The 14008-nt window shown below is 51.0% G+C and carries 16 protein-coding genes; 7 read left to right on the top strand and 9 right to left on the bottom strand.

The annotated features are described in order from the left end of the window. Window positions 1-22: 22 nt before the first annotated feature. The 5 genes from ACFPMF_RS16250 to ACFPMF_RS16270 all read right to left on the bottom strand — a co-directional run bounded on the left by ACFPMF_RS16250 (window position 23) and on the right by ACFPMF_RS16270 (window position 4178). A complete protein-coding gene (locus ACFPMF_RS16250; RefSeq protein ID WP_379847018.1) occupies window positions 23-262 on the bottom strand; it encodes a hypothetical protein in 240 nt (79 codons plus the stop codon). Window positions 263-264: 2 nt separating this feature from the next. After that, complete coding sequence (locus ACFPMF_RS16255) at window positions 265-534, bottom strand: helix-turn-helix domain-containing protein (RefSeq protein ID WP_379847020.1); 270 nt, start codon at window positions 532-534, stop codon at window positions 265-267. 75 nt (window positions 535-609) lie between these two features. Continuing rightward, window positions 610-1827, bottom strand: coding sequence for a phage integrase SAM-like domain-containing protein (locus tag ACFPMF_RS16260; RefSeq protein ID WP_379847022.1), 1218 nt, complete (start codon window positions 1825-1827; stop codon window positions 610-612). Window positions 1828-2201: 374 nt separating this feature from the next. Then, window positions 2202-3140 carry a CPBP family intramembrane glutamic endopeptidase gene (locus tag ACFPMF_RS16265; RefSeq protein WP_379847024.1) on the bottom strand — a complete coding sequence of 313 codons (939 nt, stop codon included), beginning with the start codon at window positions 3138-3140 and terminating at the stop codon, window positions 2202-2204. Between the two features lie 105 nt (window positions 3141-3245). Continuing rightward, window positions 3246-4178 carry a polysaccharide deacetylase family protein gene (locus tag ACFPMF_RS16270; protein WP_379847026.1) on the bottom strand — a complete coding sequence of 311 codons (933 nt, stop codon included), beginning with the start codon at window positions 4176-4178 and terminating at the stop codon, window positions 3246-3248. Between the two features lie 123 nt (window positions 4179-4301). Here ACFPMF_RS16270 and ACFPMF_RS16275 point away from each other — a divergent pair, with 123 nt between their 5' ends. The 4 genes from ACFPMF_RS16275 (at window position 4302) to ACFPMF_RS16290 (ending at window position 8515) form a co-directional block, all read left to right on the top strand. Beyond that, a complete protein-coding gene (locus ACFPMF_RS16275) occupies window positions 4302-5195 on the top strand; it encodes an EamA family transporter (RefSeq protein ID WP_379847028.1) in 894 nt (297 codons plus the stop codon). 10 nt (window positions 5196-5205) lie between these two features. Further along, window positions 5206-6180 carry an NADPH:quinone oxidoreductase family protein gene (locus ACFPMF_RS16280; protein ID WP_379847030.1) on the top strand — a complete coding sequence of 325 codons (975 nt, stop codon included), beginning with the start codon at window positions 5206-5208 and terminating at the stop codon, window positions 6178-6180. A gap of 96 nt (window positions 6181-6276) precedes the next feature. Further along, the gene (locus ACFPMF_RS16285) at window positions 6277-7416 is read left to right on the top strand and encodes an acyl-CoA dehydrogenase (RefSeq protein ID WP_465262193.1); all 1140 of its coding nucleotides are present in this window, start codon (window positions 6277-6279) and stop codon (window positions 7414-7416) included. Between the two features lie 172 nt (window positions 7417-7588). Beyond that, window positions 7589-8515, top strand: coding sequence for a helix-turn-helix domain-containing protein (locus tag ACFPMF_RS16290; RefSeq protein WP_379847034.1), 927 nt, complete (start codon window positions 7589-7591; stop codon window positions 8513-8515). A gap of 91 nt (window positions 8516-8606) precedes the next feature. Here ACFPMF_RS16290 and ACFPMF_RS16295 read toward each other — a convergent pair whose 3' ends face one another. The 4 genes from ACFPMF_RS16295 to ACFPMF_RS16310 all read right to left on the bottom strand — a co-directional run bounded on the left by ACFPMF_RS16295 (window position 8607) and on the right by ACFPMF_RS16310 (window position 10904). Then, window positions 8607-9392 (bottom strand): phosphoglycerol geranylgeranyltransferase, encoded by a 786-nt coding sequence (locus ACFPMF_RS16295; RefSeq protein ID WP_379847036.1) that lies wholly within the window; start codon window positions 9390-9392, stop codon window positions 8607-8609. Next, on the bottom strand, window positions 9358-9804 hold the full coding sequence (locus tag ACFPMF_RS16300) for a hypothetical protein (RefSeq protein ID WP_379847038.1): 447 nt from the start codon (window positions 9802-9804) through the stop codon (window positions 9358-9360). The genes ACFPMF_RS16295 and ACFPMF_RS16300 overlap by 35 nt, the downstream gene beginning before the upstream one ends. 79 nt (window positions 9805-9883) lie before the next feature. Continuing rightward, window positions 9884-10309 carry a phage holin family protein gene (locus ACFPMF_RS16305; RefSeq protein ID WP_379847040.1) on the bottom strand — a complete coding sequence of 142 codons (426 nt, stop codon included), beginning with the start codon at window positions 10307-10309 and terminating at the stop codon, window positions 9884-9886. 211 nt (window positions 10310-10520) lie between these two features. Further along, window positions 10521-10904, bottom strand: coding sequence for a TraR/DksA family transcriptional regulator (locus ACFPMF_RS16310; protein WP_379847209.1), 384 nt, complete (start codon window positions 10902-10904; stop codon window positions 10521-10523). A gap of 336 nt (window positions 10905-11240) precedes the next feature. On the opposite strand from ACFPMF_RS16310, the gene ACFPMF_RS16315 reads away from it, so the two are divergent. From ACFPMF_RS16315 to ACFPMF_RS16325, 3 genes are all read left to right on the top strand, one after another. Continuing rightward, window positions 11241-12515 (top strand): Glu/Leu/Phe/Val family dehydrogenase, encoded by a 1275-nt coding sequence (locus ACFPMF_RS16315; RefSeq protein WP_379847042.1) that lies wholly within the window; start codon window positions 11241-11243, stop codon window positions 12513-12515. A gap of 176 nt (window positions 12516-12691) precedes the next feature. Beyond that, entirely contained in the window at window positions 12692-13351 is a 660-nt protein-coding gene (locus ACFPMF_RS16320; protein WP_379847044.1) for a phosphatidylserine decarboxylase family protein, read from the top strand. A gap of 165 nt (window positions 13352-13516) precedes the next feature. Further along, window positions 13517-13954, top strand: coding sequence for an SRPBCC family protein (locus ACFPMF_RS16325; RefSeq protein ID WP_379847046.1), 438 nt, complete (start codon window positions 13517-13519; stop codon window positions 13952-13954). Window positions 13955-14008 lie beyond the last annotated feature (54 nt).

The raw sequence follows: 14008 nt of genomic DNA on the forward strand, positions 1-14008 counted from the left end.
ACTAATCAAATATTATGAATTACTACCGCTTCCTTTTAATGTTCTGCTTCTGCCGTTCGCGAATTGCTTTCATTTCTGCGACCAGCTTTTCGTGTTCGAACTGATTTTTGCCTTGGACCATTGCTCGGCTGTAATCATTGGGAGTAGTGCTACTTTGGGATTTGAGAATCTTATCCAATAATTCCGGTTCGTGCTTGGCCAGTTGGTAGCCATGATTGTACCCTCTTATAAATTGCTTACTGGGCTCCTCTTCTTCGATCATGGCTAAAAAGTGCTTTTAGAATTGCGGTTCAAATAGTCATTGATGGAATCGGAATCATAGAGGATGATTTTCTTTTCCGGCTGTGAAAACCGAATGCTGCCTTCGTCGCGGAGCTTTTGTAAGGTCGTTTTACTTTGAATGCGCAGTTTCTGCATGGCCTCAGTCCCTGAAATCCATTTATCTTCCTTAACAGAATGCTGCTGTTGTATGCGTTCAACAACCTTATCAATCAAGGCATAAAAGGCTTCATCCTGAAGACAGATAACTTCCATTGCATTTTTTTACGGCAAAATAAAAAAATACATTGAAAAGCCAAGTGATACCCTACCAATATACGTGGATTGTACTTATGGTTTTGATTCCATATTGAGCACCTTATCCAAAGCATCGTCGGTCTGCTGGGTGGTAAAGTTAGACTGATATCCCATCGTCGTGAGAATGCTACTATGCCGATAAAGCTTTTGCAGAATTTGTACCGGTATTTTGTCACTGGCGACTTGGGCAAAGGAATGCCGGGCTAAGTGCATCGTCAGTTTCTTGTCGGTTCCGATCAGCGGAGCAACCTGCGTTTTAAGGCATTTGTCGATGGCACTGGTCTTGAAAGCAATCGTGCGTTGAGTAATAAACTTGTCGTTGAGGTCAACGCCTTTTAGTTCAGGAAATAACAAGTCGTCCTTCGTTTGCTGGAAAGCCTTGTAATGCTCAATGATTTTTAAGGCCTTATCCGGTATTTTCAAAGAACCGCTTTTGCTGTTCTTACCCATTTCATAATGAAGTCGGTCATTTTGAAAATCGCTCCATTTCAGCCTGAGAACGTCACTAATCCGCATCCCAGCAAAATAATAGGAGAACAGCCATAGATTTCGAACGTGATCGGCATTGCCTTGTAGCTCGACGGTTTCCAGTCGGGTTATTTCATCCTGGGTCAGACCAATCTTACTAGATTCCGGGAATTTGATTTTCATCTTGCCTTTGCCAAACGGATAGTGTTTGGGATCAATAACACCTTCCTTGATGGCATGACTAAAAACCGACCGGATCATCACGATATGGTTTACTGCTGACCGCTCCGAATGATTGTGCTTCGTGATCAGATGGGCTTTGAACCGTTCCAGCATGGCGACGGTAATATCGGCAAAAGCAATGTCGTGTTTCAGAAACTCTTTGAAGTGCTTGATGCGGGGTTTATCAGCCGTGTACTGGTTGTACTTGCCAGCCTCCTTCAACCGCTGCTGAAACACTTCAGCTTGGGCAAAGAATGTCGAACCGGCAGACGGTTTGATCTTCTGCTTGACAGCACTCGAGGACACATAGGATTTCTGCGTCTCCAATTCAAGCGAATGGTCGTTGGCTTCAGAGAGCTTTTTTAGGATAAAGTTATTCAGGCGTGTTGCATTGGGATGCGATTTCCTGACGCGCTGTTTGACTTCATCCCATTCGTCTTCACTCAGGTGAAAACCGAAATGGATAAATGAGGATTTCCGATCTTTGGTAATCCGCAAAGCAAGCGGAAATTTGCCTTCTTTATTGGGCTTTTTGCGTAGAACAAGCTTAACTTCAGCCATTTAACCTCCAAAATTGGTACAACATAGGTACAACATTTCGCGGTTTTACCTGTTTTCAGGTGTTTTTACCTGATTGCTAAGTTATTCAAAATCAGTCACATTTGCCCATATTGAACCATATCAAACCACATTTTTTAGAACTGAAAATCCTTGTGTCGGCGGTTCGATTCCGTCCATCACCACTTCAAAATCAGGCAGTTACGACGAAAAGTTGTAGCTGCCTTTTTTCTTTTCGTCCGATACCCCGGTTTTGGGCAAGTCCACAAAGAGAACGGCAAGTAAAAGCGTGGCTCCGTCCTGTCCAAGGAATGCTCCGAAAATTTCCTCCGGCTTGCACTCAGGAACAAACGAACCGGCCAGGTGTTTAGCCGGTTTTACTGTCCTAAGCCCAACTGCAAAAAGGCCGCCAATTCCATCAGCCAGGCGACGCCCAGGTGAATGATGATTCCCCCCCAGATACTACGGGTCTGCTGGGCAATTACCCCCAGAATGTAACCGCCAAAAATAGAGCTGATCGTCTCACCGGGCGGTTTTCCGAAGTGAATAAACGCGTAGGTGATGACCATCGGCAAGACCGCCCCCCGGCCCAGAATCCGGGTCATGCCGATCACCAGAAAACCGCGGAACATCAATTCGGTCGGCACAAAATCCCAGCCGTAGGCCAGCTCGTAAATCAGGGCCGTAGCCCATTCCGGGATATTAAAAAATTCGTTGGCATCGGTGTCGCGGTAGGTCGGATACGATTCCAGAAACGAAGGCTGGAAGGAGGCATACGTGATCAGCGGCACCATGCACAGCAGCAAAATGAAATAAATTTGCAACCCTTTCCACTTCGGACGCAGGCCGTAAAAGCCGTTTGGTTCTTTTTCAACGAAGCGGTAAAACAGCACCAGCGGCAGAATTACCGTCAGCAACGACTGCAAATTGCGGAGGCAATAAAACGCAAACCGGTAAATCTGTCCGTCGAAAACCGCATAACTCCACGCGTTGAAGCCGTAAAAACCGGCGTACCAGCTGTAAATCCCCAACCCAGCCAGGCTATACACCCAAAAATCCCGTCGTTGCCAGAGATCCCGTCGCCCGTGAAACCGGGTCCACAAGGCAACGCCGGAATAGTAGGCAAACGCGTAGAGCAGAAAATAATAGACAATCCGGATGTTCTGGCCCCGGTACGCATCGATGTAACTGTCTTCTAAATCCAGGTAATAATTAATGCTGATACAAACCGCCAGAAATACAGCCGCCGACACGTAGAGGTCGGTGCGAAAATCAGCTTTCAGGTGTTCGCGAAGGTAACGGATCAGGGTACGCATGATGACCTAAAATTGGGAGAAAGCTGCCAGCCAACCAAACCCATTCCGTTGACGAAGGCAGTGGGGAGGATGAATCGGAACTTCTGGCCGCTGAATTGCTGGCGGTCACTTTCGCTCCACCAGTTGCATTACCATCGCCGGAACCTCAGGCTCCCCGGCAAAGAACGCCCCCTTCTTCCCGTTTGTCAGCGCCCAGCGGTGAATCCACGAAATGCCCCCTTTGCCAACGTAGCCGTCCACCGACCGATACGCATCGTCCTGCAGGGCTTCGTCCAGCGCCACAAACGTGTACCCCATTTTTTCCAGCCGGCTCAGTAACTCGCCCATGTAAACCGCATTGATCGTGTTAGCGTGGGTCAGCAGCGTGTGCGGGATGGGCCGGCCAAACAGCGAATCGGCCTGCGCTTCGTAATACCGTACCGTGGCCGTCATATAATCCAGGTACTGACGACCAACCTCTGCCGCCAGCGCACTATCACCCTGCAGCAAGGCGTTGTCATAGGCCTGCGAAAACAGGTAATCGTTGTTATCGATCGTTACGGGCGCTTCGCGGTAATGTTGGCGGGCTAAAAACTGCTCCAGCGAATCTTTCTTGGCCGGTGTTTCGCCCTTGCGCAAAAACGGGTGCCGGAAAAACCGGAACGGCTTCCCCTGCTGTGCCACCAGTTGTTTGACAAACTGCTCGCCCCCGATCACCTCGTCCTGGTACTCCGGGATGGTGATGACAGTGTAATCTTTATGCGAGAACGTATGATTGCCAAGTTCCAGCCCGGCGTCGAGCCAGATGTGTAGCACCCGGATCTGGTCGGCACTGGGGACGCCCTCGCGGTATAAGGACTTCGACACCACAAAACCGATGGCCGGCACGCGGTGTTTGGCGAAATGCGCGACCAGCCGCTGACTCAGCTGCGCATGGCCGTCAGGGGTACGGTAATACCGCGTCACCCCCGGCAGATCGTCGACAGTAATCACCATTTTTTTCTGCGCCCAAAGCCGGGAAGCCCCCAGCAGACACAGGATTAGTAACCCGAAACGCATAACAGAAAACCGGTTTTTAACGAAGATTACAAACGGGCCCCGCCGTGTCGATAAATTTTGCTAAACTTTGACGTTTTTCCCGTAGTGCACGGGCGGTTTTGGCCCGGTACCGATTTTGTCAGTATGTTATTGGTAATCCTGACCCTTACTACCGTCGCCATCCTTGTTCGCATTGTATCGAGCCCTTTATCAAACGTCTTTCAAAAACAACTTACGCAACGCGCGGCCGAGCCCTTGTTCGTTTCCTGCGCAACCTATGGCTTTTTGAGCATAGTAACAATTCCTTTCTGGCCCGATCTGGCCCTGCGCAGCCTGCCCACAGCGTTCTGGTGGGATGTGCTGGTCTTTACGGTCATCGGTGTTTTGGGCAATGTGCTCCTCATCAAAGCCATCCGAACCGGCGAATTGTCGGTTTTAGGACCGGTCAACGCCTACAAATCCGTCGTTAGCATTATTTTCGGTATCCTGCTGCTGAATGAAATACCGAGCTGGATGGGCACCCTTGGCGTGGGGCTGATCGTCGCCGGGAGTTACATTGTGCTGGGTTCGGGCCAGCCGGGGCGCGGTTTTTCGCTCGCTATCCTGAAAAAACCGGAAATTCAGCTCCGGCTGATTGCGCTGGTCTGTTCGGCCATCGAAGCGACGTTTATCAAGCGGGCTATGCTCCTCTCCACTCCCACCACCACGTTTGTGCTCTGGTGCGTACTCGGTTTTCTGTTTTCTTTCGGCGGGATACTCTTCACGCTGCGCAGCCAGTGGAAGGAACAGCTTCGGATCTTTTCCGTATACAAAGGGACTTATGCCGCCTTATTCATCGCAACGGGCCTGATGCAATTCTCGACCAATACCGCTTTCAGCGGAATGCAGGTTGGCTATGTGCTGGCCTTATTTCAAATCTCGGCGCTGTTGAACGTCCTGTTTGGCTATCAGTTCTTTCAAGAAAAACACATCGTCCAGAAGCTCATCGGGGCGGCCATTATGGTGAGCGGAGCGGTGTTAATTGTGGTTTACAACTAAAAAATCCTGCATGAAAGCCATTCTCTGCCATCAATACGGTCCGCCCGAAAACCTGCGGCTGGAAGAAACCGGGTCGCCTACGCCGGGACCAGGCAAACTGGTGATTCAGGTGAAAGCCTGTGGCGTCAACTTTCCCGACACCCTGATGATTCAGGGAAAATACCAGTTCAAACCGCCCTTCCCGTTTTCGCCCGGTGGCGAAGTGGCCGGTATCGTCAAAGAAGTCGGTGAAGGTGTCACGCACCTGAAACCCGGCGACCCGGTTTTTGCGCTCACCGGTTGGGGCGGTTTTGCCGAAGAAACCCTGGCCGACGGTTTTAAAGCGTTTCCACTCCCCGACGCCATGGATTTCGTGACGGCGGCTTCGCTCATGTATACCTACGGCACCTCGTACCACGCGCTGAAAGACCGCGCCAACCTTCAGCCCGGCGAAACCCTGCTGGTGCTGGGAGCCGCCGGGGGCGTCGGGCTGGCCGCCGTCGAACTGGGCCGGACGATGGGCGCAACGGTCATTGCAGCCGCTTCGACCGACGAAAAGCTGGCCCTCTGCCGCCAGACCGGGGCTCGCGAAACCATCAATTACAGCCGCGAAAATCTGCGCGAACGAATCCGGGAGCTAACCGACGGGCGGGGTGTCGATGTGGTCTACGACCCGGTGGGCGGAAACCTTTCCGAAGCGGCTCTGCGTTCTACCTCCTGGCGGGGGCGGTATCTGGTTGTCGGTTTTGCGGCCGGTCAGATTCCGGCCTTGCCCCTGAACCTGCCGTTGCTGAAAGGGTGTTCGGTAATTGGGGTGTTCTGGGGGGCCTTTGCCGAAAAGCAACCGAATGATAATTTTAAAAATGTTCAGGACTTACTGACGTTTTACCAACAGGGACGCATAAAACCGCACATTCAGGCGACCTATCCGCTCGAAAAAGCGCCCCAGGCCCTGCGTGAAATGATAAACCGGCGCGTGCTCGGCAAACTGGTCATTACGCCCTGACGTGTCGGTTTACCAGCCAGCATGAACAATAAATAACTGATTTTACAAAGTCTATTCCAGCCATTACGACGTATGACCTCCTATGAACTTTCCGGCCTGAATTTTAACCTCACTGAAGAACACCTGGCCGTGCGGGAAGCCGCGCGGGATTTTGCCCAAACCGAACTGCTCCCGGGCGTCATCGAGCGCGACAGTGCCGCCAAATTCCCCACCGAGCAGGTCCGGCGTCTGAGCGAACTGGGCTTTCTGGGCATGATGGTGTCACCCGACTACGGCGGGGGCGGTATGGATACGGTTTCGTACGTGATCGCCATGGAAGAACTTTCCAAAGTTGATGCGTCTTGTTCGGTGATTGTCTCGGTCAATAACTCGCTGGTTTGCTGGGGCCTCGAACAATTTGGCAGCGAAGAGCAGAAACAGAAATACCTGACCCGCCTGGCCACGGGCGAAATCATTGGTGCGTTCTGCCTTTCGGAGCCGGAAGCGGGCTCGGACGCGACCTCCCAGCATACGACGGCCCTCGACCAGGGCGATCATTTTCTGCTGAACGGGACCAAAAACTGGATTACCAACGGCGGTTCGGCGGGGGTTTACCTGGTGATCGCGCAAACCGACGTGGAGAAGAAACACCGGGGCATCAATTGCCTGATTGTCGAAAAAGGACAGGACGGTTTTGTAGTCGGAAAAAAAGAGGACAAAATGGGCATTCGGGCGTCGGATACCCATTCACTGATGTTCACGGACGTGAAGGTGCCGAAGGAAAACCGGATCGGCGAAGACGGTTTTGGCTTCAAATTTGCAATGTCGACCTTGAACGGCGGTCGGATCGGGATTGCCGCCCAGGCGCTGGGCATTGCCGCCGGGGCTTACGAGCTGGCGTTGAAATACGCGCAGGAACGCCAATCGTTCGGAAAAAAAATTTTTGACCACCAGGCGATTCAGTTTAAACTGGCCGAAATGGCGACCAAAATTGAAGCGGCCCGGCTCCTGGTGTACAAAGCCGCCCGGCTGAAGGATGAGCAGAAAGATTTTGTGCAGGCTGCCGCCATGGCCAAATTATTTGCCTCGGAGGTCGCGATGTGGGCCACGACCGAAGCAGTTCAGATTCACGGGGGCTATGGTTACGTGAAAGAGTATCATGTGGAGCGGCTTATGCGTGATGCCAAGATCACGCAGATTTATGAGGGTACGTCCGAAATCCAAAAATTAGTAATCGCCCGTGAGCTTATCAAATAGAACTTTTTTACCGTTAGCACAATTTTTTTAAAAAACAGGCGCGCTGCTTTTATTGGTATCGCGCTATTTTTTTTATCTTTTCGCAAGAACGAATATTGTATTGGATTTGTACAATTTATTAGATTTGTGCAACTTTGCAAAATAATCAATGTAGAGACATCACTTTCCCCCTATGGAAGACTATAATAAGATTATCGAATCGCTGGGTGTAAAGTTCATCAAAGCCCGCAACATCCGTATTTTACACCCCATAACCATCAAGAACTATTACGACGTTGAAAATACCCTGACCGTTCTCTACAACGGCGAAGTGTCGTTCGGCGAAGAAAAAGTGAAGGTGGAAACGGGTGATATGCTGTTCATTCCGGGCGGCAAGCACATCACCGTAACGTACGGCGATGCCTCACAACCCAAAACCGTCACGAACGAGGAGTTCATGATTCACCGGGAGCAGTATTGGGAAGCCAACCGCGATCCGCAGAAAATTGGCAACATGCCGAATTCGTTCGGTTATGTATCGTTCGAAGCCAAAGTGTTCGATTCGGTAAACTTCTTCAACTCGCTGGATGTGCCCCCATTCATTATCAAACGGGAAGATTCACTGGTACAGACGATCAACCAGATTCTGACCGAAGACATGCTGGATACGGCGGGTAAAGGCCGGATTATCAAGATCAAAACCGAGGAAATCGTTATTGAAGTCATTCGGTATATTCTGAAAAACCGCCTGTTTGTTGAGCAGTTGGTGACAAACAGCACGTACTTCAAAGATCCGCGCCTGATCGATATTTTTGCCTACATCAAAGACAACCTGGGCGGTGATCTGTCGAATAAAGTGCTGGCGAACGTCGCCAACGTCTCGGAAGATTACGTCGGGCAGTATTTTAAAATGCTGACCGGGATCAACCCGCAGGATTACATCGAATACCAGCGCATGGAAGCCGCCGTCGGACTGCTCCGGACTTCGAAAAAGAGCATCCGGGCCATTGGGGCCGAAGTGGGTTACAAAGATACGGCCTACTTCTGCCGCCGTTTTAAAATGATGTTCGGAATTCCGGCCGGTAAAATGCGCCGTCGGGAGTCGCTGATGAATGTCTAAAAAGAACGGCTATAAAAGCGGAAGGGGAAGAAAGGAGTAAGGAACATAAATTCCTTCGTCCTTTCTTCCCCTTCCGCTTTTTCCCTGGTTATTAGGCCAGCTGCCGGTTCAATTCCTGAACGACAGCGGCTATTTCGGGTAGTAATTCCGGATTTTTCTCAATTCCGTTGCCAACGACGATGACATCGGCCCCGGCTTGCAGCGCAGCCTGTGCCCGCTCGACGGAATTGATTCCCCCTCCGACCACGATGGGTGTATCGACGCACTGGCGAACCATGGTAATCATTTCCGGTGAAACCGGTCGGCGGGCGCCACTGCCGGCGTCCATATAAATCAGTTTCAACCCCAGCATCTCACCCGCCATCGCCGTGCAGGCGGCAACGCCCGGTTTATCGTGCGGAATCGGCGTGGTATTGCTGATGTAGGAAACCGTCGTTGGGGCTCCGCTATCGACCAGCATGTAGCCGGTGGGCATAATTTCCAGACCGCTTTTCTTCAATAATGGGGCGGCAATGACGTGCTGGCCGATCAGGAATTCGGGATTACGGCCCGAAATCAGCGACAGCAGCAGAATCGCGTCGGCACTGGGTTCTATGTGAAGGCTATTGCCCGGAAACAGGATAGCCGGAATGTTCGTATACGTTCGGATGGTTTCAATAACCTCCCGCAGAATGAAATTGGTAATCAGGCTGCCCCCGACGAAAAAGAAATCGACCCGGTTTTCAACGCTGCGCACCAGCAGGTCTTTAAAGGCGTCTTGCTCGATCTTATCCGGATCGAGCAAGACGGCAAATGACTTTTGCCCTATTTCCTTGCGGTGGTACAGGGTATTGAGTAGCGAGTTACGGGTACTGGCCTGGTTGTTGTGTGGTTGCATTATCCTGACGTAAACGCGAAATAAAATCGGTTAGCTGCTGCCGGGCGATGTTCGTCAAAATGGACGTCACAATCCCGGTGATCGCACCACCGATTGCCGATCGTTTGGGAGCTTCTTCGGCGGCTTTGGCGGCCCGACGCGCGTGGTCGCGGACACTGCCACCGGCATACGCATCATCCTCTTCTGCATCGTAATCGTCTTCTGTTTTATCAGACTTAGGCAACACGATGCTGGCAACCACATAAGCGGCTAAACAGACTCCAGCTACCAATGCCACGGTTTTGCCGACTTCGGCGGCATCCTCTTTTAAGGCTTTGACATTAGACTCTATCGAACTTTTATACTGCTCGGTGGCTTCCATCAACTCAGCCCGTCGGGCCGCCGTATCGGAAAAGGGCACATTCGTATCCATAAAAAGAGCGTTCTAAAATTAGTAAAAAAATGGATTGGCTGACGTACTTAACGATTATTTGAGGGTAATTACCGGTTTTTTAATTATTTAAGGACCCGCTTTCATTCATCGATTCGCGGGTTTGTTGCATTAAATCCTGAATCGCTTCGGCCCGTTCTTCGGCCTTTTTCTCCTGCTGATTTTTAAGCATCCGGTACGTGATTCGCCGGAGCAGGCCTTCTACCGGGCGTTTTGCCAAAGCCCAGCTAAGGGTCAGAAGCAGAAAAAAACCGGCTACAATCAGAAAGCCCAGATAGCGGCTATCAAAGACTTCGTTGAGGTAAGCGGCCAGTAACGAAAACAAAAAGATGGTCGTAATGGTGGCCAAAAAACCGAGCACGATCCCGTGAACGGCATTCAACGCTACATTCTCCAGTTGATTGCGGGTTTCCAGTTTAAATAACTCAATCCGCGCTTCCAGATACTTGAATATACTTTCTCTGATTTCTTCCAGTTTCTCTAACATAACGGTTCGTCATTTAGGGCTGCAGTAGTAGTTACCAATTATGACCGGTTTTGTTTAGAAAAGTTTGACGTTCAGGCCGGTTTTTCGTTCCGAATTATATATTGGACGGAAAAATACGGAATTGTCATGCACAAACGCCAAAAAAAATCCCGCTCCGGGTCCGGAGCGGGTCGTTCGTAATCGCGTTAAATCGGAATTGATCTGAACGGCATCAGGCCCGTTTCAGTTTTGCTTCAATCGTCTGCTGGGTGTGCGGTACGGCGCGCAGACGTTCTTTGGGAATCAACCGACCGGTATCGATACAAATACCGTAGGTCCCGTTTTTGATCCGCACCAGCGCCGACTCCAGCTGCTGGATAAATTTCTGCTGGCGAGCTGCCAACTGGCTCAGGTTTTCGCGCTCACTGGTGTCGGCCCCATCTTCCAGTAACTTGGACGTACCGGAGGTATTATCCGTGCCGCTGTCGTTGCGCTTGCTAAGTGTTTCCTTGATGTAATTAAGCTCGCTGCGGGATGTCTCCAACTTCTGGCTAATCAGCTCTTCGAATTCTTTTAGCTCCTCTTCCGAGTATCTTTTCTTTTCTTCCTGAATCATCGTACTCATCAGCTAGTTAAAGTGGGTGAAATTTTTCCGTCGATGAAACAACAAAATTACAACCCGATTGATTCTTTTTCAACGTAGAGGGCCTACCGTTTAAAAAAAAGTTTAAAAAATACTTATTGGCAAATGCGAATAAACGCCAATCAATATTTGGCCTAACAACTTTTTATTAGGTTCGATATTTGGTTTATAACCGCCTGAATAACACATGATTTTGGCCGAAAAAATTATACTAAATCGCGAAAAAATAGTTCATAACAAGCATCGTTATCTTTTTTGGTAAGTTTGCTGTTCTATGGTAGCAAGCTCATCAACTAAAAATTTAGGATTATGGCTTATATAGAACCAGCCCCCATAAAAGATAAAGAAAACCCCCTCGAGTCGATGATGTCGCGCTTCGACGCGGCCGCCCAAATGCTGGGCATTACCGAGGAAATGTACTATATTCTGAAAGTTCCGGCCCGGCAGGTAACCGTCGGTCTCCCCATCACGATGGACAACGGAACCATCAAAGTTTTTGAAGGCCACCGCGTGATTCATTCTACCATACTGGGCCCGTCGAAAGGCGGTATCCGGCTCGATCCGGACGTGACGCTGGACGAAGTGCGGGCTTTGGCCGCCTGGATGACCTGGAAATGCGCGGTAGTGGACATTCCGTATGGTGGAGCCAAAGGCGGTATTGCCTGCAATCCGCGCGATATGTCGGCGGGCGAAATCGAGCGCCTGATCCGGGCGTACACCGTTGCGATGCTCGACGTTTTTGGCCCCGACCGCGACATTCCGGCCCCCGACATGGGCACGGGTCAGCGCGAAATGGCCTGGCTCATGGACGAATACTCAAAATCGCGGGGCATGACCATCAACGCCGTCGTGACCGGAAAACCGCTTGTTCTGGGCGGTTCGCTGGGCCGCACGGAAGCCACCGGACGCGGAGTAACCGTGGCCGCGCTCTCGGCCATGGATAAATTACGGATGAATCCGTACCGCTCGACGGCGGCCATTCAGGGCTTTGGCAATGTCGGTTCCTTTGCGGCTGAGTTACTGCACGAACGGGGCGTGACCGTCACGGCGGTCAGCGACGTCACGGGCGGTTATTACAACAACAACGGCCTGGATATCAGCGCGGCCCTGGCCTACCGCAACGCGAACAATGGAACCCTTGATGGGTTTAAAGGTGCCGAACGGATTTCGAACGAGGAGTTGCTGGCGCTGCCGGTCGATGTCCTGGTCCCGGCGGCCAAAGAAGACGTGATCACGGCCGAAAACGCCGATACCATTCAGGCTAAAATGATTGTGGAGGGCGCCAATGGCCCTACATCGGCCAGTGCCGATGATATTATCAACGAAAAAGGAATTATGGTCGTGCCGGATATTCTGGCCAATGCCGGCGGGGTAACGGTTTCCTATTTCGAGTGGGTTCAGAACCGGATTGGCTACAAATGGACGCTCGACCGGATCAACCGCCGGGCCGATCGCAACATGAAAGATGCGTTCGACCGGGTGTTCGAAACGTCGCAGAAATACAAGGTTTCGATGCGACTGGCGGCCTATATTGTGGCCATTGACAAAGTAGCGAGCACGTACAAATTCCGCGGAGGTTACTGATCCGCCCTTCCAGCCATCGGGCTTCCCGACGCTAACCCGGTTTTAGTGTCGGGAAGCCCGATGACTCTGTGTATCGGCCCCCGAATCTGGCGGAGCAATTGGTGCCAATGCGGTTTCTTTCATACCTTTACTCCCTCAGCCCATCATTGTAAGGCACAACCGCTTTTTTGAACCCCATGACCATCCATAAGGAAGGATATCAAATTTTGTTCTGGACAGTGTTGATTTTGCTGGCAATCAACATTTTATCAATTTCATACCTATTCAACGGCAACGAAACCGCCATCACACTGATGCTGGCAGTCAGTCTGGTTTTGTTTCTGCTGATCCTGCAATTTTTCCGGAAACCCCGCCGGGTGACGCCCCTGAACGATCAGCAAGTGATTTCGCCCTGCGACGGCACGGTTGTGGTGATCGAAGAAGTAGATGAACCAGAATATTTCAAAGGAAAACGTCGGCAGGTGTCTATTTTTATGTCACCGCTGAATGTGCATATCAATTTCTACCCCGTCACGGGCACGGTCGAATACGTTAAATACTACCCCGGCAAGTACCTGGTCGCCTGGCACCCCAAATCAAGTACCGAAAACGAGCGGACGTCGGTGGTGCTTCGGGCCAAAAACGGGGCCGAAATTCTTCTCCGCCAGATTGCGGGTGCCCTGGCCCGGCGCATTGTCTGGTACGCCAAAGAAGGGCAGTCGGTTCAGCAGGGCCACGAACTGGGTTTCATCAAATTCGGCTCCCGGGTCGACCTGTTTCTGCCGCTGGATGCAGAAATCAAAGTGAAGATGGGCGACAAAACGAAAGGCGGAGTGACAGTTATTGCCGCTTTGTAGGCGCTTTTCCGGGTGCGAGTCGAATTGCCAAACCAGCATTGCCTTTCCAGCTTTCCGGCCTTCACCGGTTTTACTTCACTGCCGGAATCTACCCGCAAATTGTCGTTATTGCCCCCCATGACTTTCGTTCGATAGACCGATCTTTGTTCTAAACAACAACAGATCATGGAAAGAAGAACATTCAAAACCACCATCGACGCCCCGCGCGAAACCGTCTGGAACATTCTTTGGGGCGACACCACGTATCCGCAATGGACGGCGGTTTTCAGTGAAGGCTCACGGGCCGAAACTGATTGGCAGGAAGGCAGTAAAGTGCTGTTTCTGAATGAAAAGGGCGAAGGAATGGTCTCCCGGATTGAAACCAGCATTCCGAATGAGTACATGTCGTTTAAACACCTCGGTGAAGTCAACCATGGCGCCGAAGATCTGTACAGTGACCGGGTCCGGGAATGGGCCGGTTCAATGGAAAATTATACGCTCAAAACCGTCGATGGCAAAACGGAACTAACCGTCGAGATCGACATTGTGGATGATCACATCGATTATTTCGAGAAAACCTGGCCACCAGCTTTGGAGAAATTAAAAGAGTTGGCAGAAGGATAATTTTGTCAATTGCCTGCTATAAAAACCGCACCCGTTTCAACGGGTGCGGTTTTT

It is taken from the genome of Larkinella bovis (assembly GCF_042655385.1).
GTDB classification, from domain to species: Bacteria; Bacteroidota; Bacteroidia; order Cytophagales; family Spirosomataceae; genus Larkinella; species Larkinella bovis.

Bases quoted from the DNA above. Each gene is read 5' to 3' on its own strand.
- ACFPMF_RS16250 (WP_379847018.1), bottom strand. From the start codon at position 262: ATGATCGAAGAAGAGGAGCCCAGTAAGCAATTTATAAGAGGGTACAAT.
- ACFPMF_RS16255 (WP_379847020.1), bottom strand. From the start codon at position 534: ATGGAAGTTATCTGTCTTCAGGATGAAGCCTTTTATGCCTTGATTGAT.
- ACFPMF_RS16260 (WP_379847022.1), bottom strand. From the start codon at position 1,827: ATGGCTGAAGTTAAGCTTGTTCTACGCAAAAAGCCCAATAAAGAAGGC.
- ACFPMF_RS16265 (WP_379847024.1), bottom strand. From the start codon at position 3,140: ATGCGTACCCTGATCCGTTACCTTCGCGAACACCTGAAAGCTGATTTT.
- ACFPMF_RS16270 (WP_379847026.1), bottom strand. From the start codon at position 4,178: ATGCGTTTCGGGTTACTAATCCTGTGTCTGCTGGGGGCTTCCCGGCTT.
- ACFPMF_RS16275 (WP_379847028.1), top strand. From the start codon at position 4,302: ATGTTATTGGTAATCCTGACCCTTACTACCGTCGCCATCCTTGTTCGC.
- ACFPMF_RS16280 (WP_379847030.1), top strand. From the start codon at position 5,206: ATGAAAGCCATTCTCTGCCATCAATACGGTCCGCCCGAAAACCTGCGG.
- ACFPMF_RS16290 (WP_379847034.1), top strand. From the start codon at position 7,589: ATGGAAGACTATAATAAGATTATCGAATCGCTGGGTGTAAAGTTCATC.
- ACFPMF_RS16295 (WP_379847036.1), bottom strand. From the start codon at position 9,392: ATGCAACCACACAACAACCAGGCCAGTACCCGTAACTCGCTACTCAAT.
- ACFPMF_RS16300 (WP_379847038.1), bottom strand. From the start codon at position 9,804: ATGGATACGAATGTGCCCTTTTCCGATACGGCGGCCCGACGGGCTGAG.
- ACFPMF_RS16305 (WP_379847040.1), bottom strand. From the start codon at position 10,309: ATGTTAGAGAAACTGGAAGAAATCAGAGAAAGTATATTCAAGTATCTG.
- ACFPMF_RS16310 (WP_379847209.1), bottom strand. From the start codon at position 10,904: ATGATTCAGGAAGAAAAGAAAAGATACTCGGAAGAGGAGCTAAAAGAA.
- ACFPMF_RS16315 (WP_379847042.1), top strand. From the start codon at position 11,241: ATGGCTTATATAGAACCAGCCCCCATAAAAGATAAAGAAAACCCCCTC.
- ACFPMF_RS16320 (WP_379847044.1), top strand. From the start codon at position 12,692: ATGACCATCCATAAGGAAGGATATCAAATTTTGTTCTGGACAGTGTTG.
- ACFPMF_RS16325 (WP_379847046.1), top strand. From the start codon at position 13,517: ATGGAAAGAAGAACATTCAAAACCACCATCGACGCCCCGCGCGAAACC.